Raw genomic sequence first — 20,337 nt, 5'->3', positions numbered from 1 at the left:
AACTTTGAGTGAGGTTTAGCGCAGCTTGCAAACGCGGATAGTTTTCGGGTTCAGCCACATAAATATCATTTGCGAGTCCACTGATCCTTATCCCCAGCGAGGTTCCTGCCGCCAGCCCACCTCCACCACAAGCGAACAGCTAATATCGGTTAGTTCTTCCGGCAAAAGCTCATGGCGAGGAGGTACTGAATGGATTAGATTGCCAATGCTGCAAGATCGCACTTGGCTGAGAATTTTCACCCCGCACCTTCTGGGCCGTGATCGGAACAGCTCGGTTAGCCCTGCGTTTGCCGTCGCGTGCGTCGAAATTCCATGATTGCGAGGGCAATGGCGGGGACAAGGGAAAGGACGACCACGGCAACAAGTGTCCAGTTTGCCCGACTGAAGCCGGCAAGGGCAGCTGCCGGTCCGTCAAGGTTGGTTTTACCCGCAGCATATACAGCTGTCACTATAGCAGTCCCCAGCGCTCCACCAACTCGATTGAGAACATTCATCAGAGGAACAGCATTTGGTACGTTCTCACGCTCAAGCCCGACAAGCGCTCCGGTCAAAGCAGGCATGGACACCATGGAAAGCCCCACGCCGCGTAAGAATAAAAGACTTCCAAGCAGGATGTTGGATGTATGAACCTCTGCCAGTGCCAATCCCGTCGTTCCAAGGATGGTAAGAGCCATACCTATAACCAATGATCGGCTACCCCAGTCTTTGTCAGTCAGCCATCCTGCTAAGGGCAATGCCACGCCAATGCCTATCGCCTGAGGCAATACGAGCAATGCCATCGTATCGGCACTCTCGCCGCGTACGAACAGGTAATATAAAGGCAGGGCAATCTGCGCACCGAACGCAACGAAACCGAACGCCAGTATCACACAAGCCGACAGGGCGAGTTGTGACCGCGCGAGCAGACGAACCTTTAGGATCGCACCTGGCGTTCTAATGGCATAGAAAAGAAACACGCTTAGAAATACAGTCCCCATCCCAGCTGCCCACAAGCCATATACGCCATTGCCTTGTCCACCCGAATGAGTGAGTTCAGTAAGGCCCCAGATCAACAAAGGAATTGCTGAACTCAACACCACAAGCCCGAGCACATCCAGCTTTTCCACTTGCATCTTTTCGACACGTGGCAACCATTTCCAGCCGCATGACAGGGCTATGAAACCTATCGGTACATTGATCCAGAACAGGGCCGGCCAATCACCCCATGACAAGAGAGCGCCACCCATGCTCAGACCCAGTGCCGGAGCGACGATTATAGGTAAACCCAGTACAGCCATGATGCGTCCCAAGCGACCGGGTCCCGCAAGCAGAACAAGCTGCATCTGCGTCGTTGGCACCAGAATGCCTCCAACCAATCCCAGGAGAATGCGAAAAGCCACAAGGATCGAGATAGACGGTGCGATTGCGCAAGCACATGACAGGAACGTGAAAGCGGCAAGACAATATAGCCAAACCACCGTGACGCCGAAGCGGCGTCCCAACCAGCCACTTGCCGGTATAGTTGCAGCCATTGCCAATATATAGACCGTTGCCACCCATTGGATACTGTCGAACGATTGTCCAAACGCTGAGCCCAGCGCGGGCAAACCAGCATTGATAACGGTTGCTGTAAGCATGGAGACGAAACTGCCTGTTGCTAGAATGGTACATTTAGCCCACAGGTCCATCGGAATGGATTCCGACCGACGGCGTTCTGACTGACCATGTGTTGTGTTATATCCACTCGAACCTGTCATTGAAATGACTCCCTATCATCGGTAGATAGCTATACCTACCAGTGATAGGGAGTCAAGAGAAAGGAGAATCTTAATGATTCTACAGCGAGACATCATTGTCGCAGCAGCCTTAAAACTCCTCAACGAAGTTGGAATGGATGGCCTATCGACGCGAAAGCTTGCCGAGCAATTGAACATCAAGTCAGCATCGCTCTACTGGCATTTTCGCAACAAGCGCGACTTACTGGATGCAATGTCGGCGGCGATGTTTGAACCCGCATTTAAAACAATCGCACCAACTGGCGACTGGCGCGTCTGGCTGACACTCAAAGCGCGAACCTTTCGGACATCCTTATTGGCCTATCGTGACGGAGCACGTGTCCATAGCGGTTCCCGGCCCTCTGAATCGGACTTTCCGGATGAGGAAAAGGGTTTGGAGTTTCTGTGTCAGCAGGGTTTCTCGGCGGCCGATGCCATGCGCGTACAGGTCTCGCTTAGCTATTTCGTCATCGGCTGGGTTTTGGAAGAGCAAGCCGCCGCGGCAGATAATGTCAGCGTTGCCAAGCCAGACCCGAAACTCTTTCCATATTTAACACAAGCCTTGTCGGCATTTCAGCAGAACAACCCGGATCAAGATTTCGAATTCGGTCTGCAGGCACTCATTCTAGGTTTTGACGCGTTGCGGAAGATAGCTGAACACTGAACTCCACCATCTTCGGCGCTGCTGGAAACATCCCAATGGTCCGATCTCGTGAGGATCCCATCTGATGAAGAAGGGCTGATTTGACTTCTTACTCAGAGCGGCGTGGATATTGACCAGTGCGTGCTCGACGCGAAGAGGACAAAACTCGAACGACGCGCACACTCTGTCGCACAATTCCTAGTATCTGCTGCCTCGCAAGTTTCCGGATTATAGTGACACAACGATTCGAAGAAATTAGATTTTGAGGAATACAGATTTTGGAAATTCACAGAATGGCGTCGGGTGCCCATGTGGGGCTGCGTCGCGGTATACCAAGTGATATTCCCTTTATTTATCGCTTGGAAAAACGCTACATTGAAGAAATCGAAAACGATCATCTTGCCAGATGGCAAGATAGTATCGAGCAGCATCTCAAACAGTGGGTAAACAGCCTTCCCCACACGACCATCGCGCATTTGCGGGACATCCCGGTAGGCTATCTCTTTTGGGAGCAAGAAGGCGAGAAGGCGGTGATTGCGTCGGTGAATGTCGATCCTTCATTCAGACGCAGAGGAGTCGGTTTGGCCTTATTGAAAAGTTTTGAGGACGAAGCTCGGCTCACCGGATGTTCCGTGGCGGAGCTGGGCTTCGTCATCCATAATCCTGCACGTCATTTGTACGAAAGGTGCGGCTATCAGACCGCAGGTGTGGAAGGGCGCTATTTGCTGATGACCAAGCGCTTATGAAAGACTTCGCGATCATTTCCACCTTGTATCGAGTTCTGCCGGATCGTTGCCGCTAATCTCCCAAGTTTTGGAACGCTGCATTCATCCGTTGAAATGATTACGGTTTTGCCATACTCATTGGATATGCTCGCGGTTCCACAGATGACCGAAACCTTGAACAGCACCGAATAACCCTCGCAGATGCTGGCTGCAAGAATATCTACGAGGAAAAAGTTTCCGGTGCAAAGCGTGATCGGATTCAGCTCGCACGCGTGCTCGATCATTTGCGTGATACCGATGTGGTAGCGATCCACATTGGCCCCGAGTTATGCGCGTTCAATCGTGAGGCTGAAGGTGAAGTGTTGACAGGGGAGCGTGCAGGCCAGCCGTTGAACCGCGAAACTGGCGCTTTTCAGGTGCCGACGTTCTTCTTGTGGCGGAAGGCAATATGAGCAGTTGCGATAACGCAAGCGGCTGTTCAACTTGGCGTGGTCAACATCCTTTACCGCCTCTAAAGCCATACTTCATAAAGGACCACTTTCATGGGGGCAGACCAGTTGCGGAATTGAGCCTGGACAGGCCCGTTTTGCAGGATGTTCTGGCAAAAAAATTCCTGGACCAGCGCTCATGAAACAGGTTGTTGCCTATGGAACGGCATGTCACGGCGACGGCGAACGCCGGGCCTGTGCATTGACATGCCAGTATCGCTTTATGCGGTGCAAACCCCGCCAGCGGGATCCTCGAATGGAAACTCGCCAGCGCATGCCTGAGATTGTCTGCATGCGCATTGTTTATTGCTGTCGAATACCTCGTCGCGCGATCACTATTATCAGTGCTTGCCACCATTGGATGGTCGGGGCTTCAAATTATTCGTGAGGTTCCAACAAATCCGTTTCCCATGCATGGGGAATCGATGACACAAGCTATGCCGCCCGTTTAGTGGGATGAGAACAATACTTTAGGTGGCCGCTATCTAAATGAAACTGTCTCAACTGTGACTAGGTCAACCGATTCAAGACTTTACGGATATGCTCACCGAAAGCTTTTGCTATGGGAGATTGGACGGACTCTGCAAAAGTGATCAAAACACCAAGGCGGGGGAGCGGCGGCAGTGGGCTGCCGAGAATATACAAGTCTGATGGGACAGCTTGCTTAGTCATAACGCTGATGGCCAGACCAGAACGTGCAACGGCAACCAATCCGGCAAGGCTGTTGCTGGCATATGATATCTGGTATCGCAGCCGCGCGCGCAACATGGCTTCGCAAGCGGCTTTATGGTCCATTGTATCAGATGCAGACAATGCAAGCGGTATCGTATCGCCAAAATTATAAAGTTCAAAAGACGGCTGTCTTCCGACCCAAACCAGAGCCTCTGTCCAGACGACATTGTCGGAGGTGCTCCAGGTCGAAGCGGACACAAGTGCGAGATCCACTTGCTTAGCATGCAGAAGCTTTCGAAGTTGGTCGGTTGGCGCAGCGACAACCTTGATTTCCACCTCTGGATGCATGTTGCCAAAGCTCTGCAGTAGCGATGGAAATGTCGAAATCAGATAATCTTCCGGACAGCCGAAAACGATGGACCCTCGTAAACCATCACTTGAAAACGCAGTGATGGCTTCATCATGAATGCTCAGAATACGCTGGGCATATTCAAGAAAGCGCTCTCCGTTGCCGGTGAGCCGGACTCCAGTTCCACCTCGGTGCAGGAGATCGTGGCCGACTATCTCTTCCAACCGCTGCATCTGCATTGTCACGGCAGATTGTGTCCTACCGACTTGGACTGCTGCCGCGCTAAGTGAGCCTGAACGTACGGCCTGGACAAATGTGCGGAGCAGACGAAGGTCAAGCGGTGGCTTCATATCAATTCCATTGATATCTCAATCCGAATATTATCAATTTTACTGGAATAGCGCCAGCCGCTAATTGTCTTTTAGAAGGCATGGAGCGGATTGATGTCAAAAAACGATGAACGTACATTTTGGGGTTCCGCAGAGAAGCATCTGATACGATATGGCGGGGCGTTTGATCCTGTCATTATCGAGTACGCCAAAGGCTCTTTCGTTTATGACGCGGATAACAGAGCCATCCTTGATTTCACTTCAGGGCAAATGAGCGCGCTGCTTGGCCACTCCCATCCCAAAATCGTTTCGGCAGTTCAGAAACAGGGTGAGAAGGTTGCACATCTCTTCAGTGGCATGCTGTCTCGTCCCGTTGTTCAACTGGCCGAACGCCTTGCCACATTAGCGCCTGGCCTAGAAAGGACGTTGTTGCTTTCTACCGGAGCGGAAGCGAACGAGGCTGCCATTCGAATGGCGAAGCTGGTAACGGGCAAGCACGAGATCGTCGCGTTCTCCAAAAGCTGGCACGGAATGACTGGAGCCGCGGTGTCTGCGACCTACAGTGCTGGCCGTAGAGGATATGGACCGGCAATGATTGGCTCCCTTTCCATTCCCGCTCCGAATAGTTTTCGGCCGCGCTTCAAACATGCAGACGGAACGTTGGATTGGGTTGCTGAATTGGATGACGCTTTTGCCTTGATTGACAGCCAGTCGACTGGCAGTCTGGCGGCTTTTATTGCTGAGCCTATCTTGTCAAGCGGCGGCATGCTCGAACTTCCAAGAGGGTACCTCGCCGCTCTGAAGCAGAAATGCCGTGAACGCGGTATGTTGCTCATTTTTGACGAAGCACAAACCGGTATCGGCCGTACGGGCGACATGTTTGCTTTTCAAAGGGACGGCGTCACTCCAGACATACTGACTCTCTCCAAGACCATCGGTGCAGGCCTTCCGCTGTCAGCTGTCATGACAACGGCCGAAATCGAAGAATCGGCGCACGACAAGGGTTTCCTGTTCTATACCACGCATGTTTCCGATCCCCTGCCGGCAGCAGTCGGCCTGGCAGTGCTCGATGTGGTGGAAGAAGAAAAGCTTGTCGAACGGGCTCGGCATCTGGGAGCGAAGTTGTTCGACGGACTTTCGGGACTCAAGCAGCGATACGAGTGCGTGGGCGATGTGCGCGGGCGTGGACTCTTGCTCGGCGTAGAGATTGTCAAAGTCGGGCATACGAAAAATTCTGACCACGAACTCGGATCCGCTATCGCCAAAGAGGCGCTCTGCCGGGGCCTGAGCATGAACATTGTCAAGCTTCCGGGCATGGGCGGTGTGTTTCGCATAGCACCGCCACTTACCATTTCCGAGAAGGAGATCGAGCTTGGCCTGCGGATAATTTCCGATTCAATCGACGCAGGGCTAACCGCGACTGCCGGCCTTACCAGCGTGGCTGCACAGTGAAGGGCGCACAGAACTCATGATTGAAACGAGCCAAGACTTCGGCACTGAAGCCCACTCGCCTGACACTATCCGAGTGCTTGTCGCCAAGCTCGGACTCGATGGTCATGACCGGGGAGCGAAGGTGGTAGCACGAATCTTGCGAGATGCTGGCATGGAAGTCGTCTACACTGGCCTCTACAAGGCGCCGAATGAAGTCGTCAGCGCCGCGATCCAAGAAGACGTGGATGTAATCGGAGTCAGTCTTTTATCCGGCTCTCACGTCCCGCTTTTTCGAGAGTTGGGACGGTGCCTTCGGGAGCAAAAAGCCGAGCACATTTTCGTTGTGGCCGGCGGCGTGATCCCCGAACACGACTATACCGCTTTGTTGGATAGCGGGGTCGATGCGATCGTTCCACAAGAGGCGCGGGCAGACTTGATCGTTACGACGATCAAGAATCTTGTCGCCGCTCGTGGGCGCATATGATGGCAGTCCCGTCCAAACAAGCAAAGCGCGGGGCCTACACACCCTCGACCGAGCTTGTGCCCGAGATACTCGCTGGGCGAATCCTTGCCATTGCTCGAATGATTTCTCGGGCCGAAGGCAGCTATGCGGAGGCCTCAGTAGCCTTGGCAGAAATCTACAGGCACACCGGAAAAGCGCACATTGTCGGCATCACCGGAGTACCGGGCTCGGGCAAGTCGACCCTGGTTTCTTCCCTGATCAAATCTTTCGCATCAGAGGGATACAAAGTCGGCGTCATTGCTGTTGATCCCAGCAGTCCGTTCTCCGGCGGAGCAATTCTTGGCGACAGGGTGCGAATGAGCGATGCCGCCGAAGCTTGCCATGCCTTCGTGCGCAGCATGGCAACGCGGGGCCACCTTGGCGGACTGACCCGTTCAACCCTTCAGGCGGTCGATATTCTGGATGCGGCGGGGTACTCACCAATCATTATCGAAACCGTCGGAGTAGGCCAGGACGAGGTTGAGGTGGTGAGGGCAGCGCACACCATTGTGGTTCTTTCTGCGCCCGGGCTTGGCGATGACATTCAGGCGATCAAAGCAGGCATCCTTGAAATCGCGGACATTCACGTGGTCAGCAAATGTGACAAACCGGAGGCTTCAGCGACGGTATCGACTCTTCAAGCCATGATGGCCCTTGGAACGGCGAGCACTAGGACGAGCTGGTATCCGTCGGTCCTTGCAGTGAGCTCGGTTTCCGGAGCGTGCATCCGTGATCTGAAAGAGAACATCGGCAGACACTGGTTGCATTTAAAACAGAGTGGCGAATTGGCTGAACGCCAGCACAATATGTGCAAGACCCGGATACTCGCCACCGCAAAGCAGCTTTTTGAGCATAAATTCAATGAGGACGCTGAAGTCCTCCACAAACACATTCAGGCCGTGATGAGCAGAGACATGGACCCGACTCTGGCTGCTCACCTGTTACTGGGGTGGGAGGATAAGGCGTGAGCGAAACGGATCTGTTCTCGGCACAGGCAATCGAAGACATACGGGAAACGCAGGCCAAGTGGGAGGAAAACGAACTTGCAGCTGCCTTAAAGAGCAGGCCTGAGGAGAAGGGGTTATACGAAACCGAATGCGGCATTCCGTTGAAGCGGATCTATACCGCTGCCGACATCGCGGATATCCCCGCAAGCGACTTGGGTTTTCCAGGAGCTTATCCTTTTACGCGGGGCGTCCATTCCACGATGTATCGCGGGAAGCCGTGGACCATTCGACAGGTTGCCGGCTTTGGCAATCCCGAAGCAACCAACCAACGCTATAAATACATGATTCAAACGGGTCAGACTGGGCTCTCCACCGATTTCGATCTGCCAACCTTGCTTGGCCTGGATTCGGACAATCCCATGGCATTCGGGGAGGTGGGACGCGTAGGCGTCGCGATTGATACGGTGGACGACGTTGACCGCCTCTTTGACGGAATTGACCTCGAAAAAATTTCGGTTTCCTTGACCATCAATCCTTCTGCCTGGGTGATCTATTCAATGTTCATTGCCGTCGCAGAAGAGCGCGGCTGCGATCTGCATAAACTGACTGGAACGCTGCAGGCAGATCCGCTGAAGGAATATGTTGCCCAGAAGGAGTGGATCTATCCGGTGCGGCCAGCTGTTCGGCTTATGCGCGATCTAATCATGCACAGTGCAAAGGCTACTCCAAAGATCAATCCGATCAGCCTAAGCGGATATCATCTGTCGGACGTGGGAGGAAATGCGATCCAGGAGATCGCGTTTATCATGGCGTTTACAATTGCATATTGCGAAGAAGTCATTGAGGCCGGCATGGAAATAGACGACTTCGCGCCCAGGCTGTCGTTCTTTTTTATCAGCCAACAGGATTTCTTCGAACAGATCTGCAAGTTCAGGGCGGCCCGGCGAGTCTACGCTAGAATCATGTCCGAGCGGTTCGATGCCAAGAAACCGGAATCCATGCGGCTGCGGGTGCATGTGCAGACCGCGGCGATGAGCCTGACAAAGGTTGAACACCACAACAATCTCATGCGAACGGCCATTCAGGCACTCGGTGCCGTGCTCGGTGGCTGCCAAAGCATGCACACCAACGGCCTTGATGAGGCATTTGCCATTCCCACGGAAGAGGCCATGAAACTGGCCATCCGCACACAGCAGATCATCCGCGATGAAATCAACGTGACATCGGTGATCGATCCTCTCGGGGGCTCGTATTTTATCGAACGGCTCACGCAGGACATGGAAAATGAAATCTGGAAAATTCTGAAAGAAGTCAACGAGCGGGGAGGCGCAATCAAGCTGGTGGAGGAAGGGTGGTTCCAGCAGAAGCTGGCAGACTCGGCATATGCGACCTTCAGGAAGATCGATACCGGTGAAAAGATTTCGGTAGGCGTTAACCGGCACGTCGATGAGAAAAGCGGTGTGGCGGAGGTGGGTATCCATCCTTATGACGAGCAATGCACTCAGCTGCAAATTGATCGCTTGAATAGCGTACGCGTGAATAGAGACGGGCGCCGTGTGCAAAACCTCTTGAAAGAGCTCGCGGAACAAGCTCGAAGCGCGGACATCAACTTGCTTCCGAAGACAATAGAGCTTGTGAAAGCCAGAGCCACGCTAGGCGAGATTTGCGGTGCGCTGAAAGACGTGTGGGGCTCTTACGCCGAACCAATGATTGTATGAGGAGGACGCCATGACAGCTGCGGTTATTTCCATACACGAAGGGTCTACGGCCTGGGTCAAGCTGAACCGGCCGGAACGGCTCAACGCGATGAACAGGCAGCTTGTTGATGAGCTCGCCGAGGCGCTTTCGAGAGCAGAGGCCGAGGAGTCCATCCGTGTCATCATTGTCCACGGTGAAGGGCGAGCCTTCTGTTCAGGCGATGACCTGAAAGATCTTGATGTTCAGACTGAATCCGAGGCAGCGACACAGGCGTGGGTTGAGGCCATTCAGGACATCACGTTACAGATCATGCGATCCAGGAAGATTGTGATTGCTGCGGTGCACGGCTGGTGCGTGGGCGGCGCTCTCGAATGGGCTATCAACTGCGATTTCAGGCTGTTTGCCGATAGTGCGAGATGGTTCTTCCCCGAAGTAAGCTACGGCTTCTTCGTCACGGGCGGCGTGACCGCACTTTTGACGAAGCAGGTGGGGCCCCAAGTCGCAAAAGAACTGATCATGTTCGGCGAGCGCCACGACGCGAAGAAAGCGCTCGAGGTGGGGATCGCGTGGAAAGTCGTCCCGGCTGCGGAGCTGCTAGGCGAGGCGAAAAAGCTGGCTTTAATGATTGCAGAGCGTCCTGCGAAGTCGGTTGCCGACATAAAGCGTGCAATCAACGTTGGTTTTCACTCATCCCTTGACGAGGCTATGACCATCGAGACCACAGCCACCATTCATGGTTTTCTCTCTGCAGAATCGCAGGCGCGAGCAAGAAGGTTTTGACCATGTTCGTGACAACCAGTGAAGTTTCTCCTCAGTTTTATATTCCCGGTAAAGATGAAATCGATATTGAGAGCCGGGTGCTGCCGAAGATCCTGCTGAGGCAGGCCGAACAGTTCGGCAGCAAGAAATTTATCGAAGTATGCGGGCGTTCGGCCAGTTTTGAGGAGATGCTGTTGATCTCTAACCAACTGGCTCATGGTTTTCGCAAACTGGGCGTAACCCGGCTGGATCGAGTAGCAATACTTCTGCCCAATTGCTTCGAATTCGTCGCGACATGGTTCGCAGTATCAAAGTTGGGTGCAATCGAAGTGCCGAACAATCCCGGTCTGAAAGGCGACCTGCTGTGTCATAACCTGAACAATTGCGGAGCCGAAGTGCTTGTAATTGACGCAGCTGCACTGACGGAAATCGCCAAGGTGCAGGACAGATTGTCCGGTATCCGGACCCTTGTTCTCGTCGGAGCTGATCCGAAAGAAGGTCGTGCCGCCGGCATCAAGATCGATCGGATTGTGGCTTTCGACGAATGTTTGGCACCGCAGTTGGACTTCGACTTGGTTGACATCCACTACTCGGATCCGATGGCAATCTTATACACGTCCGGCACAACTGGCCCGGCCAAAGGCGCGTTGATGTCTCACCACCATTGCTATTCCTGGGTCGCGGCGATGGCGTGCAATTTGGGTTACACGACCAGCGATAGCTATTTCTCGGCTTTGCCGCTGTTCCACACCGATGCCCAGATGTTCGGCGTCTACATGCCACTCATATACGGCACTAGCGCAACTTTAGTGGATGGCTTCAGCGCATCCAGATTTTGGGATCAAGTCCGCGCGAGCGGCGCGTCCGCCACAAATTTGCTGGGTGCCATGGCAGTCATTCTCATGCGGATGCCGGAGTCTGAAAACGATAGCCAAAATCCGGTCAGGATATGCCAATGCATTCCTATGGCGCCGGATAAGGAAGTGTTCGAACAGCGTTTCGGCATTCGACTCGTTACCGGTTACGGGCAGACGGAAACCAGTTTTGTGACCTTAGACACAGCAGACGAAACGCGGCCGGGCTCGTGCGGCCGAATCCATCCTGACTGGGAAGTCGCAATAATGGATGAAACGGACGGACGCCTCCCGCCCGGCATCGTTGGCGAGATCGTGTCACGTCCGAAAAAGAGCTGGAGCATGTTTTCGGGCTACTACCGGTCCGATTCAAAGACTGTACAGACGCTCAGAAACCTTTGGTACCACTCCGGTGATGCTGGCTTCATGGACGAAGAAGGATGGCTGTATTTCAGGCATCGTCTAGACGAGGCTATCCGGCGTCGGGGCGAGAACATTTCCGCCTATGAAGTAGAATCCGTTGCTGAGAAACATCCGGACATAGTGGAAAGCGTCGCCTTCGGTATTCCGTCGGAATTCACTGAAGAGGACATCATGGTTGTCGCGATGCGCAGAGCGGGATCCCCGGTACAACCTTCAGACTTACTCAGCCATTTCAGAGAGTCGGCACCCCGACATATGATTCCGCGCTACATCGAAATCACCGACACGCCGCTTCCAAGAACCCCAACTGAAAAGATCGCTCGAAGCGCGTTGAAACAACGAGGTGTAAGCCACGCGACCTTCGATCGAGGCGACAGATAGCACACTCAAATATCCCGATGTGATAGGAGCCGATCAGTTTGCTTTTTGCGTGATAAGTGGGCACCGCACGAAAGCACCATCGAACGCCCACAATATAAATGGGAACGTTAAATGAAAAAGTCACTTTTGTCAGTCGTTGCCGTTACCGCGCTAGTCGCACTCGGTGGCCACGCGAATGCTGATATCCTGATCGGGGTTGCCGGACCAATTACTGGTCCGAATGCCGCGTTTGGCGCACAATTCCAAAAGGGTGCCGAACGCGCTGCGGCTGATATTAATGCCATCGGCGGCGTCCTCGGCCAGCAGATAAAGATAGTGGTCGGGGATGATGTCTCCGATCCAAAGCAGGGCATCTCAGTTGCCAACAAGTTCGTCGCAGATGGCGTCAAGTTCGTAGTTGGGCACTTCAACTCTGGTGTCTCAATTCCGGCTTCGGAAGTTTATGCCGAGAATGGTGTGCTTGAGATTACACCGGCGTCAACCAACCCGCAGTATACCGAACGCGGCTTGTGGAACACATTTCGCACCTGCGGGCGCGACGATCAGCAGGGAAAGGTCGCTGGTGAGTATATTGCTGCCAACTTCAAAAATGCCAAGATTGCCATTATTCATGACAGGACACCATATGGCCAAGGTCTCGTAGATGTAGCAAAAAAGGTACTAAATGCTAGTGGTCTGACCGAGGTAGTATATGAAGGCATCCTTATCGGCGACAAAGACTTCTCGGCCCTCATAGCCAAGATGAAGAAGGCCGGTGTTACATTAATCTACTTCGGTGGCCTACATACCGAGGCTGGCCTGATCATGAGGCAGTCTGCGGACCAAGGTCTGAAGGCAACGCTGTTCTCGGGTGACGGTATGGTGTCGAGTGAACTCGCTTCTATCGCGGGTGACGCTGTAATCGGCACACTTAACACCTTCGCGCCAGACCCACGGAAGAATCCAGCCGCCCACGATATTGTCGAGAAGTTTCACGCCGCTGGCTTTGAGCCGGAAGCGTATACTCTCTACTCTTACGCTGCGGTTCAGATTCTCGCGTCCGCCATTGCCAAGAGCGGTTCCGCAACCGATGCTCAGAAAGTGGCAGATACCATCAAAGCGAACGGTCCAGTGTCAACCGCCATCGGTGACATCAGCTTCGATTCAAAGGGCGACATCACGCGACCGGATTATATCATATACGAGTGGAAAAAAGGGAACGATGGGAAACCCACCTACTTCGAAAAGTAAGGATTTTGGGAGTTGAGCGGTCAAAGATGCCCGCTGGTTGCGGGCATTTCAAATCCATAAATCATTGAGGAAAATCAACTGTAGCCGGGGAAGTATACTGGACCTTAGTGAAATGGTGACTGCCAAGCAGGCAAAATCTATAAGCACGATGCAAACACCAAAGCTGTTGTGCATGGCAACCAGTTGGCCAATGCCCTGAAAATCGAAATGGCAAGCTGGTATCGGCCAACTGCAGAAGGCTGCTTCACCCACCTCAACCGCAACAGCCTTCAAGTCGCGGTGACGGAAGCGGCTGGACAACAGGCGGCAAGCGCCGTTGTCAGCGCCAAGAAGAAGGCCGAAGCCGTTGTCGTTGCCGAACGGTTGGTCAAGGATACCAACTGGTTGCCAAAATATGTGCGCATCGAGCAGCCAAACGCCAACAATGTTGCCGATCTGGAAAGCATCGACGACATCGAAGATGATGGGGAAATCGATCCGTCTGAGACGGGTGATCTCGACGCGGACGCCTTCGAACAGGCGGCGGAATAACCGGCGAGGGGCGGCGCAAGCCGCCCGTCCATCAATGTACGGAAATCCCGTATTAATCCTTGGCAGAAGTGCGGAAATTCCGTATGAGTAATTATGCAAACAGTTATCGAAACACCCGCATTTCTGGCTTCGGCATATGATGAGGGTATAAGCGATCTGGAACGCGCCGACATCGTTGCATTCATCGCGGATAATCCAACTGCCGGTGACCTGATGCCCGGTAGTGGGGGCGCACGTAAGGTCCGATACGCAGCACGAGGCAAAGGCAAGAGCGGCGGCTATCGCATCATTACCTATTTCGCAGACGAGGTATTCCTGTGTTCCTGTTGGATATCTACAGCAAATCCTCTCAGGCAAATTTATCCAAGTCTGAATTGAATGAGTTGAAGAAGGTTCTAACTGCATTGCCTCGCATCTGGCGCGAAAACGCAAAAGCCAGATCAGCAAATGAGAGGAAGAAGAAATGAGCAAAGCCGGAAGTAGAATATTACAAGGCGCACATGAAGCGCTTGCCATTGCCAAAGGTGAGGCCAATCCAGATGATTATCGCATCCACATTCCCGCAAAGATCGATGTGAGCGCCATTCGGGCAAAGACCGGACTCTCGCAAGCAGCCTTTGCCGCACGGTATGGTTTTTCGATTGGAAGGATACGGGATTGGGAGCAAGGCAGAAGTGCGGTTGATGCGCCTTCACGCCTTCTCCTGACCATTATCGAGAAAGAACCGGAAGCTATTGAGCGGGCATTGAGCGCGGCATAGCGATTTCAAATCAGGGGTGCTCTTCCAGGCACCAGCGCCCGCCCTCGTGCAGATCGCGGGTATCGAACCCGCTCCTGCCCGTTTTCACCAAAGCTCGCGTCGCTCCCGCGGCTTCGGTCAACAGGCCCCGGTTGCATTGGCTGCCGGGACCTTTGCTATTGACCCACTCCCCGGTCTGCTAAAAATCGCGTAACAATTATTATGGAACAAGCTAATCAGGCGGTGATGTTATATCAGTGACAATCACAGCTACCGCCTCGAAGCATCGGTCATTGATCTATATGCTGAACTGGGGAGTCGAAGTCATCTTCCCCAAGTGCCAGAGCGATTTCAGCGGGCATTTGAGCCAGACTGGCGATGGCCTTTTCACGCCAAGAAGATCCCCGCTCACAAAGCTCCTGCCACAAATCTTTTAGATCGTCTGGACGTTGAATAGCCAATACACTGATCAATGCTCGGGCCTGTTCCAAATCCTTTCGGGACTTTGCCGCACTCTGCTGATCATCTTGACGGCGCAGCTGAGAAACAATCAATTTATGCAGAGCATATCGGGTTGGGTCCGGCACGTTAATTGGAATTCCTGCCCCATGAAGGGCAACGCCATTGACCTCCTGATATAATAGAAAATCAAGATAACGCAGGAATTGTGCATCACTGCGGATGGCTGGCAATGAACCGACCTTTGGGCGGTCGGGACCACGCATCGGACTCAAGATGTCAACCGAGAAGCGTTCGTCACCTCCAACACGAAGGGCGTACCGCATGGTTTTTCGGCCATCCATTGCATAGGGAACAGCTTTGAAACGTGTATCAACGGTCTGAAGGACGGATTCAAGGTCCCGGTCGATTTTATCCTCGACTGCAATGGCGATGGATTGGAATTGACCTATATCGAGATCGCCCGTCCTGCTGATCGTTGCGGGCAAATGATAACCAAGCAATCCGGAATATGTTTGAAATGCAACCGAACCGATAACGGTGGCGCGAAGGCGAAATACACCCGCTTCTGCCATAGCGGCCATAATGTTTCCTGACATTGTATCGGGGACCGGAAGACGTGCAGCGCGCAGGGCTCGAACCATATCGCGACGTTGGCGCAGATTTTCCACGTGATCTTGCAACTCTTGGAGATGTGCGCGTGTTTGATCGTTGTCCGGGCCGATATATTTTGCGGATGGACGTGTGCCGTCACGATCTGTCGGTGGTTGCCAGTACCAGTACAGTCTGCCCTTCACGTCCCGGGTATATGCAGAACCTCCCTGAGCAGTCAGTGCGGATAGGTTTCCAGTCCAGGCGCGTTGCACCAAATCCGCATATATAGTCTGGATGGCGATTGGCAATTCGTCAATTTTTGCCACTGGGGTTCCTTTGTAGGCAAATGAAGTGGGTTGCCTACAATATACCTGGAGCCGTCAACACTCGCAATATGGGAGTTGTAGGCAAATGCATTAAAATGCCTACAACAGAATTGCCAGCGAACTTAGAGAGATATGGAAGCTATCGCGTGGCGATCAGCGGTTCGACATAAGGCCCTGCTATTTGGCTGATCTGGCTTAGATACTCAAATCCATACGGGCGGCCAACGCCGGATCTGGACCACGCCTGCCAAGCCCCCCCAAAAAACAAAAGTATCCACCAACAACAACTCTGGATCACCCCGTGGGCAGGCCAGTTGGTGAAAGAGGGCCACCAACTGAGCGCCGCAGCCGTCTGCGATTTGACGTCTGCCCTTGTTGGAGAACGAAATATTCCATGCTATATATCAAACTAGAGTTGGATATTGCTTTTCCCGTCGGACGCTCCAGAACTGAGAATGGATGATGGGAGGATGCAATAGCCGGAATTGGGTGGTGACATGATGGTCATTGCAGGCAAGCGGCTTGGTATCGGCGTTTTCATGCTGATCGCAGCCTTGATTGGATGGCGCCGGCACGATCCAGACATCCTCCCCTCCTCGCCGGCTTTTGTCGGCCCGGTGCAGGAGGCGGCCCCAGCGGCTTCGGAACCGCATTCCGGTGCGGTTTTTCCCGAGCCCTTTCCCTTTCCACCGGACGCGGCGTTCGAAACCGGTGATACATGGCTATCGCACGGCAAACGTTACCGCCTCTACGGGGTGCAGTCCTGCATTCGCGGAACGCGGATTATTGTCTCCGGTAACGTCAAGCGCGACTGCGGCGCGCTCAATATCCTGATGGTGCAGGCCATCGTCAAAGACACGATCCCCTCTTGTTCGGTCATCAGGATCATCGATGAGTACAATGCGCTTGTCATCTGCCAGACACGGGCCGGGACGCGCAGCTATGATCTTGCGAGCCTGTTGATCGCCCGTGGATGGGGATTTGCAGCCATTGACGAGACGAGAAAGCTCATCGTCCCCGCCTATCGCATGCTTGAGGAGGCGGCGCGCCAGGCCCGTGCCGGGCTTTGGGCCTATTCGGATCTGCCGCATCCGCTCGGCATTCTCTACCCGTCAAAGCCGGAGGGAGGGAGGCCATGAAAATGCTGCGCACATGTCTGCTGCTCGGGGCGGTGGTGCTTGACAGTGCAGCCGCGCCAAATACACCAAGTTCCGGACAGAGCCTGTCCTTGCCGGCGCAGATCCATGGCCGCGTTCGTGTTGTCGACGGAAAAACCCTGACGTTCATGCAACAGAAGGAAACCGTACGGCTGGCCGGATATGAAACACCTGAACCGGAACAAATTGCCGACAGCGACGGTGTTGAATGGCCGGCAGGACAGATTGCCCGTTCCTGGCTCGTCCTTCGCACCCTGCGCCGCGACGTAAACTGCTCTCCGCTTCAACGCGACGGCAACAACGTCATCCTTGCGCATTGTTTTGTCGGAGAGATCAATCTGGCGGCCGCAGCCATCGCCGAAGGTATCGGCTATGCCTATCACTATCCGGGGGAACCCGCCGTTCCCGCCTATTTCGATCTTGAGCGCAGGGCACGCGGTCTCGGTTTCGGCGTCTGGTCGGCAACGGGCCTGCTACCGCCATGGCAATATCGCGCAGAAAAATCAAAACCGGCATTGGCTCCCTCCAATATCGATCCGCCCGGGCAAGGACCTGCTCGCCCGCCACCTTTATCTGCGCCCGCTCCTGCGGGACAACTTCCTTGAAAGGGGAAAGCCATGCAGATACGCACTGCGACCATCATCGCAACGCTTGCCGCCGTCATGTTTGTGGTGGCGTTCCAGGCATTTGCAGTGGATATGAAACAACAGCCTCCGCAAAAGCCTGGCGCCGATCAATGCGGCGCTGGCGGCCGCGGCTGTGTCTCCGAGCGGGAGAAAGCCTATATGGATCTCGGCTATCGGCTTTTGCCGAAATCCTCGTCCTCAGCCATTGCCAATTTTGCCCGTGCCTGCGCAGAAAGACCGCAATGGGTCGATGACTGCAAGCACAGGCCGGTCATCATCCTGAAGCGTCTTGGCCTGACGCTTGATGATTGAATGGAATGATGGTTTGCAAGGCTCCGCGATTGGCCGGCATGGCTTTGAAGGGGACACAGCGACAAAAATCGCTGTGCTTGAGAGCGATCATTCCGCACAATACAGGCAGCAAGTGCACAGGCTGTTGCTGCCTGCCGACAAACATGGCACACCGGGGCAGTCGGCGCCTGCGCTGCAGGATGAAAAGAACCGGCCGGGAGACAGAGCGCCGCATGATGAAGTCCAGCCTTGATCATCTGCCCGAACGCAAGCAGCGGGAGCTCATGCGCATTGTCGACCTTCTCCTGGAGGAATTCGAGGATGCGCTGAAGGATGCGACGGCCGACTTCAAGAAGAAGGGCCGGATCCTGAAAGTGATCCTGTTCGGCTCCTATGCGCGCGGGGACTGGGTGGACGAGCCCCACACGATGAAGGGGTACCGGTCCGACTATGATCTGCTCATCCTTGTCAACAACCGCAAGCTGACCGACTTTGCCAGCTACTGGTACAAGGCGGCCGACCGGCTGATCCACGACAAGGGCGTTCCCACCCAGGTCGGCTTCATCGTCCATTCGCGCCGCGAGGTGAACACGGCGCTCAGGCAAGGCCAGTATTTCTTTTCCGACATTCAGCGCCAGGGCATTGTGCTCTACGAACTCGACGACGAGCCGCTGGCCGAACCGCGCCCGCTCACCCCGGCCGATGAGTACAAGGTGGCAAGGGAACATTTTGAGGGACGTTTGCCAAACGGCCGTGAATTCTACGAGATTTACAAGTTCGCCATTGAGAAGGGTTGGACAACAAAAGCTGCTTTCTTGCTTCATCAAACGATCGAAACATACTATTCAACCCTGCTGCTCACCCTCACCAATTACGGCCCGGCATCGCACAATCTGAGCTTTCTACGCACCTTGGCCGAAGGCCGGGACCGGCGCCTTGCCGAGGCCTGGCCGCGCGACCAGCAGCGCTACCGCGCCTGGTTCAACACGGTCAACGAAGCCTATGTCAAATCGCGCTATTCCAAGCATTACGCGATCAGCGCGGAAGCGCTTGTCTGGCTGGGCGAGCGGACCGCCATCCTGCATGACCTTGTCGAGACGATCTGCCAGGACCATCTCGGTGAGCTTGAGGCGAAAGCCGCCGTCTAGCCTGTTGCCCGGCGAGGCTGTCGCCGATGGCGGTCCTTATCCGACGTGGATCATCAGCCGGCGGACTGGACAAGCCGGGCATAGACGCCGTTCAACGCCATCAGTTCATCATGGGTTCCGCGCTCGGCAATGCAGCCCTTGTCCAGAACGATGATCTGATCGGCCTGGCGCACGGTGGAAAGCCGGTGCGCGTGCTGGCAAAGAACCCCAGCGACAGGGATTGCAGATGCGCATAAACGCGCACTCGCAGATCATCCATGATCGCCTGGCCGACCTTGGACGACAGGATGACCTGGACAGTGTTCAGCGCGGCGGACAATGCCGCCACGCCGACCAAGCCGCCCGCCAGCCAGGCCAAGAGGGCCAGATTTCGAATTGGCAGGGCATCATCGATGATGGCGCGCAGCAGGAACGGCGACAGCATCGCGATGGCCGATGCAACCAGGATCAGGGCGATAAGCAAAACAATCCGGGTGCGATAGGGCGTGAACAGGGCAAGCACGCGGCCAAGTGAAACATGCGTTCTGGCAAGTTGGTCGTAGGTTTCGCCATTGTCATTGAATGATGGGGACACAGGCATCAGAAGCTCTCCAGCTATCGCCGGTGCGCCGCGCTGCACACGCGGCTGCACTGGAAGAAATGAACCGTGCTCCGAACGGGGTAATGGAGATTTTCATCGCCATTTTTGCGCGGGTGCAGTGTTTGTTGTGAATGGTGAAGGCAACACAGGGAGGCCCGGCTATCGGTCAAGGCGGGATGGGAACCGCCGGCGGAATGCACCGGGCCTTCGGTGCCTGGAAACAAGCAACAAGGCTATCCTCCGGCCTTGTTATGGAGGTTTCATGGAGACATTGTCCACAGATGGCGCAGAGCCAAGAAATCCGGCGGAAAGGGCTGGCATCTGCATTGCCGATCTTTCCGAAATCGAGACCGGAACCATGGACAGGAGCATTTCCACCATCACGCGGATGGCCGATGCGCTGAAGCTGATGCTTGACGATCTGGTATGTTCTTGGACATAGCCTTGCGGGGGGATTCGAACCTCCAGCAATTGGCCGCTGCATATCTGACAATAATTTCCCGCGGCAGGCAGTTGCCGGACTTTTCTCATGCGGGCGGCGACTATCTCTCGTCAGACACAGACCGGTACCGGGCCGCAAAGCTTCAACCGCTCCGCTACAGCCGCGCCTTCATCCGAAACCGGATACGCACTGGCACGCAAGGGGGAGAAGCGTGAGGGGTGGCAATTGCATATACGCCGCTTGGTAGCGGCGCCACAGG

General features: G+C 54.5%; 22 protein-coding genes. 18 read left to right on the top strand and 4 right to left on the bottom strand.

What is annotated here, in order from left to right:
- Window positions 1-275 precede the first annotated feature (275 nt).
- On the bottom strand, window positions 276-1,736 hold the full coding sequence (locus C5750_RS23590) for a DHA2 family efflux MFS transporter permease subunit (RefSeq protein ID WP_105737420.1): 1,461 nt from the start codon (window positions 1,734-1,736) through the stop codon (window positions 276-278).
- 73 nt (window positions 1,737-1,809) lie between these two features.
- Here C5750_RS23590 and C5750_RS23585 point away from each other — a divergent pair, with 73 nt between their 5' ends.
- From C5750_RS23585 to C5750_RS23575, 3 genes are all read left to right on the top strand, one after another.
- Window positions 1,810-2,418 carry a TetR/AcrR family transcriptional regulator C-terminal domain-containing protein gene (locus C5750_RS23585; protein ID WP_105737418.1) on the top strand — a complete coding sequence of 203 codons (609 nt, stop codon included), beginning with the start codon at window positions 1,810-1,812 and terminating at the stop codon, window positions 2,416-2,418.
- A gap of 272 nt (window positions 2,419-2,690) precedes the next feature.
- Window positions 2,691-3,143: a GNAT family N-acetyltransferase gene (locus C5750_RS23580; protein WP_105737416.1), complete on the top strand. Its 453-nt coding sequence runs from the start codon at window positions 2,691-2,693 to the stop codon at window positions 3,141-3,143.
- 110 nt (window positions 3,144-3,253) lie between these two features.
- Window positions 3,254-3,574: a recombinase family protein gene (locus tag C5750_RS23575; RefSeq protein WP_105737414.1), complete on the top strand. Its 321-nt coding sequence runs from the start codon at window positions 3,254-3,256 to the stop codon at window positions 3,572-3,574.
- A 546-nt stretch (window positions 3,575-4,120) separates the two neighbouring features.
- On the opposite strand, the gene C5750_RS23570 is transcribed toward C5750_RS23575, so the two are convergent.
- Window positions 4,121-4,981, bottom strand: a complete 861-nt coding sequence (locus tag C5750_RS23570; RefSeq protein ID WP_105737412.1) for a LysR family transcriptional regulator — start codon at window positions 4,979-4,981, stop codon at window positions 4,121-4,123.
- 93 nt (window positions 4,982-5,074) lie between these two features.
- On the opposite strand from C5750_RS23570, the gene C5750_RS23565 reads away from it, so the two are divergent.
- The 10 genes from C5750_RS23565 to C5750_RS23520 all read left to right on the top strand — a co-directional run bounded on the left by C5750_RS23565 (window position 5,075) and on the right by C5750_RS23520 (window position 14,476).
- Entirely contained in the window at window positions 5,075-6,412 is a 1,338-nt protein-coding gene (locus C5750_RS23565) for an aspartate aminotransferase family protein (RefSeq protein ID WP_105737410.1), read from the top strand.
- 16 nt (window positions 6,413-6,428) lie between these two features.
- Window positions 6,429-6,875 (top strand): cobalamin B12-binding domain-containing protein, encoded by a 447-nt coding sequence (locus tag C5750_RS23560; RefSeq protein WP_105737408.1) that lies wholly within the window; start codon window positions 6,429-6,431, stop codon window positions 6,873-6,875.
- Entirely contained in the window at window positions 6,872-7,861 is a 990-nt protein-coding gene (gene meaB / locus C5750_RS23555; protein WP_105737406.1) for a methylmalonyl Co-A mutase-associated GTPase MeaB, read from the top strand. Before C5750_RS23560 ends, meaB begins: the two co-directional genes overlap by 4 nt.
- The gene (locus C5750_RS23550; protein ID WP_162800207.1) at window positions 7,858-9,558 is read left to right on the top strand and encodes a methylmalonyl-CoA mutase family protein; all 1,701 of its coding nucleotides are present in this window, start codon (window positions 7,858-7,860) and stop codon (window positions 9,556-9,558) included. The genes meaB and C5750_RS23550 overlap by 4 nt, the downstream gene beginning before the upstream one ends.
- A gap of 10 nt (window positions 9,559-9,568) precedes the next feature.
- Window positions 9,569-10,318, top strand: coding sequence for an enoyl-CoA hydratase/isomerase family protein (locus C5750_RS23545; protein ID WP_105737735.1), 750 nt, complete (start codon window positions 9,569-9,571; stop codon window positions 10,316-10,318).
- Between the two features lie 2 nt (window positions 10,319-10,320).
- Complete coding sequence (locus C5750_RS23540) at window positions 10,321-11,955, top strand: AMP-binding protein (protein ID WP_105737404.1); 1,635 nt, start codon at window positions 10,321-10,323, stop codon at window positions 11,953-11,955.
- A gap of 111 nt (window positions 11,956-12,066) precedes the next feature.
- Entirely contained in the window at window positions 12,067-13,185 is a 1,119-nt protein-coding gene (locus C5750_RS23535) for a branched-chain amino acid ABC transporter substrate-binding protein (RefSeq protein ID WP_105737402.1), read from the top strand.
- 207 nt (window positions 13,186-13,392) lie between these two features.
- Window positions 13,393-13,716: a hypothetical protein gene (locus tag C5750_RS23530; protein ID WP_130502131.1), complete on the top strand. Its 324-nt coding sequence runs from the start codon at window positions 13,393-13,395 to the stop codon at window positions 13,714-13,716.
- A gap of 93 nt (window positions 13,717-13,809) precedes the next feature.
- Window positions 13,810-14,094 carry a type II toxin-antitoxin system RelE/ParE family toxin gene (locus tag C5750_RS23525; protein ID WP_245421225.1) on the top strand — a complete coding sequence of 95 codons (285 nt, stop codon included), beginning with the start codon at window positions 13,810-13,812 and terminating at the stop codon, window positions 14,092-14,094.
- Window positions 14,095-14,179: 85 nt separating this feature from the next.
- Complete coding sequence (locus C5750_RS23520; protein ID WP_105737398.1) at window positions 14,180-14,476, top strand: helix-turn-helix domain-containing protein; 297 nt, start codon at window positions 14,180-14,182, stop codon at window positions 14,474-14,476.
- 269 nt (window positions 14,477-14,745) lie between these two features.
- On the opposite strand, the gene C5750_RS23515 is transcribed toward C5750_RS23520, so the two are convergent.
- On the bottom strand, window positions 14,746-15,834 hold the full coding sequence (locus C5750_RS23515) for a nucleotidyltransferase family protein (protein ID WP_130502130.1): 1,089 nt from the start codon (window positions 15,832-15,834) through the stop codon (window positions 14,746-14,748).
- 497 nt (window positions 15,835-16,331) lie between these two features.
- Here C5750_RS23515 and C5750_RS23510 point away from each other — a divergent pair, with 497 nt between their 5' ends.
- The 4 genes from C5750_RS23510 to C5750_RS23490 all read left to right on the top strand — a co-directional run bounded on the left by C5750_RS23510 (window position 16,332) and on the right by C5750_RS23490 (window position 19,056).
- Window positions 16,332-16,973 carry a nuclease gene (locus C5750_RS23510; RefSeq protein ID WP_105737395.1) on the top strand — a complete coding sequence of 214 codons (642 nt, stop codon included), beginning with the start codon at window positions 16,332-16,334 and terminating at the stop codon, window positions 16,971-16,973.
- Window positions 16,970-17,596 (top strand): thermonuclease family protein, encoded by a 627-nt coding sequence (locus C5750_RS23505; protein WP_105737393.1) that lies wholly within the window; start codon window positions 16,970-16,972, stop codon window positions 17,594-17,596. The genes C5750_RS23510 and C5750_RS23505 overlap by 4 nt, the downstream gene beginning before the upstream one ends.
- 12 nt (window positions 17,597-17,608) lie before the next feature.
- Window positions 17,609-17,929, top strand: coding sequence for a hypothetical protein (locus tag C5750_RS23500; protein WP_105737391.1), 321 nt, complete (start codon window positions 17,609-17,611; stop codon window positions 17,927-17,929).
- A 215-nt stretch (window positions 17,930-18,144) separates the two neighbouring features.
- Window positions 18,145-19,056 carry a nucleotidyltransferase and HEPN domain-containing protein gene (locus tag C5750_RS23490; protein ID WP_105737387.1) on the top strand — a complete coding sequence of 304 codons (912 nt, stop codon included), beginning with the start codon at window positions 18,145-18,147 and terminating at the stop codon, window positions 19,054-19,056.
- A gap of 100 nt (window positions 19,057-19,156) precedes the next feature.
- On the opposite strand, the gene C5750_RS27050 is transcribed toward C5750_RS23490, so the two are convergent.
- Complete coding sequence (locus C5750_RS27050; protein ID WP_105737385.1) at window positions 19,157-19,636, bottom strand: ABC transporter transmembrane domain-containing protein; 480 nt, start codon at window positions 19,634-19,636, stop codon at window positions 19,157-19,159.
- A gap of 262 nt (window positions 19,637-19,898) precedes the next feature.
- Between C5750_RS27050 and C5750_RS23480 the strand changes: the two genes are divergently transcribed.
- Entirely contained in the window at window positions 19,899-20,078 is a 180-nt protein-coding gene (locus tag C5750_RS23480; RefSeq protein WP_105737383.1) for a helix-turn-helix domain-containing protein, read from the top strand.
- Window positions 20,079-20,337 lie beyond the last annotated feature (259 nt).

This window comes from Phyllobacterium myrsinacearum (assembly GCF_002980555.1).
In the GTDB taxonomy this organism is placed as follows: Bacteria; Pseudomonadota; Alphaproteobacteria; order Rhizobiales; family Rhizobiaceae; genus Phyllobacterium; species Phyllobacterium myrsinacearum.
This window is presented reverse-complemented; position numbering and strand designations above follow the sequence as displayed.

Excerpts from the sequence above, each read along its gene's own strand:
- C5750_RS23525 (WP_245421225.1), top strand. The coding sequence starts at position 13,810 with ATGCAAACAGTTATCGAAACACCCGCATTTCTGGCTTCGGCATATGAT.
- C5750_RS23585 (WP_105737418.1), top strand. The coding sequence starts at position 1,810 with ATGATTCTACAGCGAGACATCATTGTCGCAGCAGCCTTAAAACTCCTC.
- C5750_RS23565 (WP_105737410.1), top strand. The coding sequence starts at position 5,075 with ATGTCAAAAAACGATGAACGTACATTTTGGGGTTCCGCAGAGAAGCAT.
- C5750_RS23500 (WP_105737391.1), top strand. The coding sequence starts at position 17,609 with ATGCAGATACGCACTGCGACCATCATCGCAACGCTTGCCGCCGTCATG.
- C5750_RS23530 (WP_130502131.1), top strand. The coding sequence starts at position 13,393 with ATGGCAAGCTGGTATCGGCCAACTGCAGAAGGCTGCTTCACCCACCTC.
- C5750_RS23505 (WP_105737393.1), top strand. The coding sequence starts at position 16,970 with ATGAAAATGCTGCGCACATGTCTGCTGCTCGGGGCGGTGGTGCTTGAC.
- C5750_RS23520 (WP_105737398.1), top strand. The coding sequence starts at position 14,180 with ATGAGCAAAGCCGGAAGTAGAATATTACAAGGCGCACATGAAGCGCTT.
- C5750_RS23540 (WP_105737404.1), top strand. The coding sequence starts at position 10,321 with ATGTTCGTGACAACCAGTGAAGTTTCTCCTCAGTTTTATATTCCCGGT.
- C5750_RS23560 (WP_105737408.1), top strand. The coding sequence starts at position 6,429 with ATGATTGAAACGAGCCAAGACTTCGGCACTGAAGCCCACTCGCCTGAC.
- C5750_RS23580 (WP_105737416.1), top strand. The coding sequence starts at position 2,691 with ATGGCGTCGGGTGCCCATGTGGGGCTGCGTCGCGGTATACCAAGTGAT.
- C5750_RS23590 (WP_105737420.1), bottom strand. The coding sequence starts at position 1,736 with ATGACAGGTTCGAGTGGATATAACACAACACATGGTCAGTCAGAACGC.
- meaB (WP_105737406.1), top strand. The coding sequence starts at position 6,872 with ATGATGGCAGTCCCGTCCAAACAAGCAAAGCGCGGGGCCTACACACCC.
- C5750_RS23535 (WP_105737402.1), top strand. The coding sequence starts at position 12,067 with ATGAAAAAGTCACTTTTGTCAGTCGTTGCCGTTACCGCGCTAGTCGCA.
- C5750_RS23490 (WP_105737387.1), top strand. The coding sequence starts at position 18,145 with ATGAAGTCCAGCCTTGATCATCTGCCCGAACGCAAGCAGCGGGAGCTC.
- C5750_RS23570 (WP_105737412.1), bottom strand. The coding sequence starts at position 4,981 with ATGAAGCCACCGCTTGACCTTCGTCTGCTCCGCACATTTGTCCAGGCC.
- C5750_RS27050 (WP_105737385.1), bottom strand. The coding sequence starts at position 19,636 with ATGCCTGTGTCCCCATCATTCAATGACAATGGCGAAACCTACGACCAA.
- C5750_RS23545 (WP_105737735.1), top strand. The coding sequence starts at position 9,569 with ATGACAGCTGCGGTTATTTCCATACACGAAGGGTCTACGGCCTGGGTC.
- C5750_RS23510 (WP_105737395.1), top strand. The coding sequence starts at position 16,332 with ATGATGGTCATTGCAGGCAAGCGGCTTGGTATCGGCGTTTTCATGCTG.
- C5750_RS23480 (WP_105737383.1), top strand. The coding sequence starts at position 19,899 with ATGGAGACATTGTCCACAGATGGCGCAGAGCCAAGAAATCCGGCGGAA.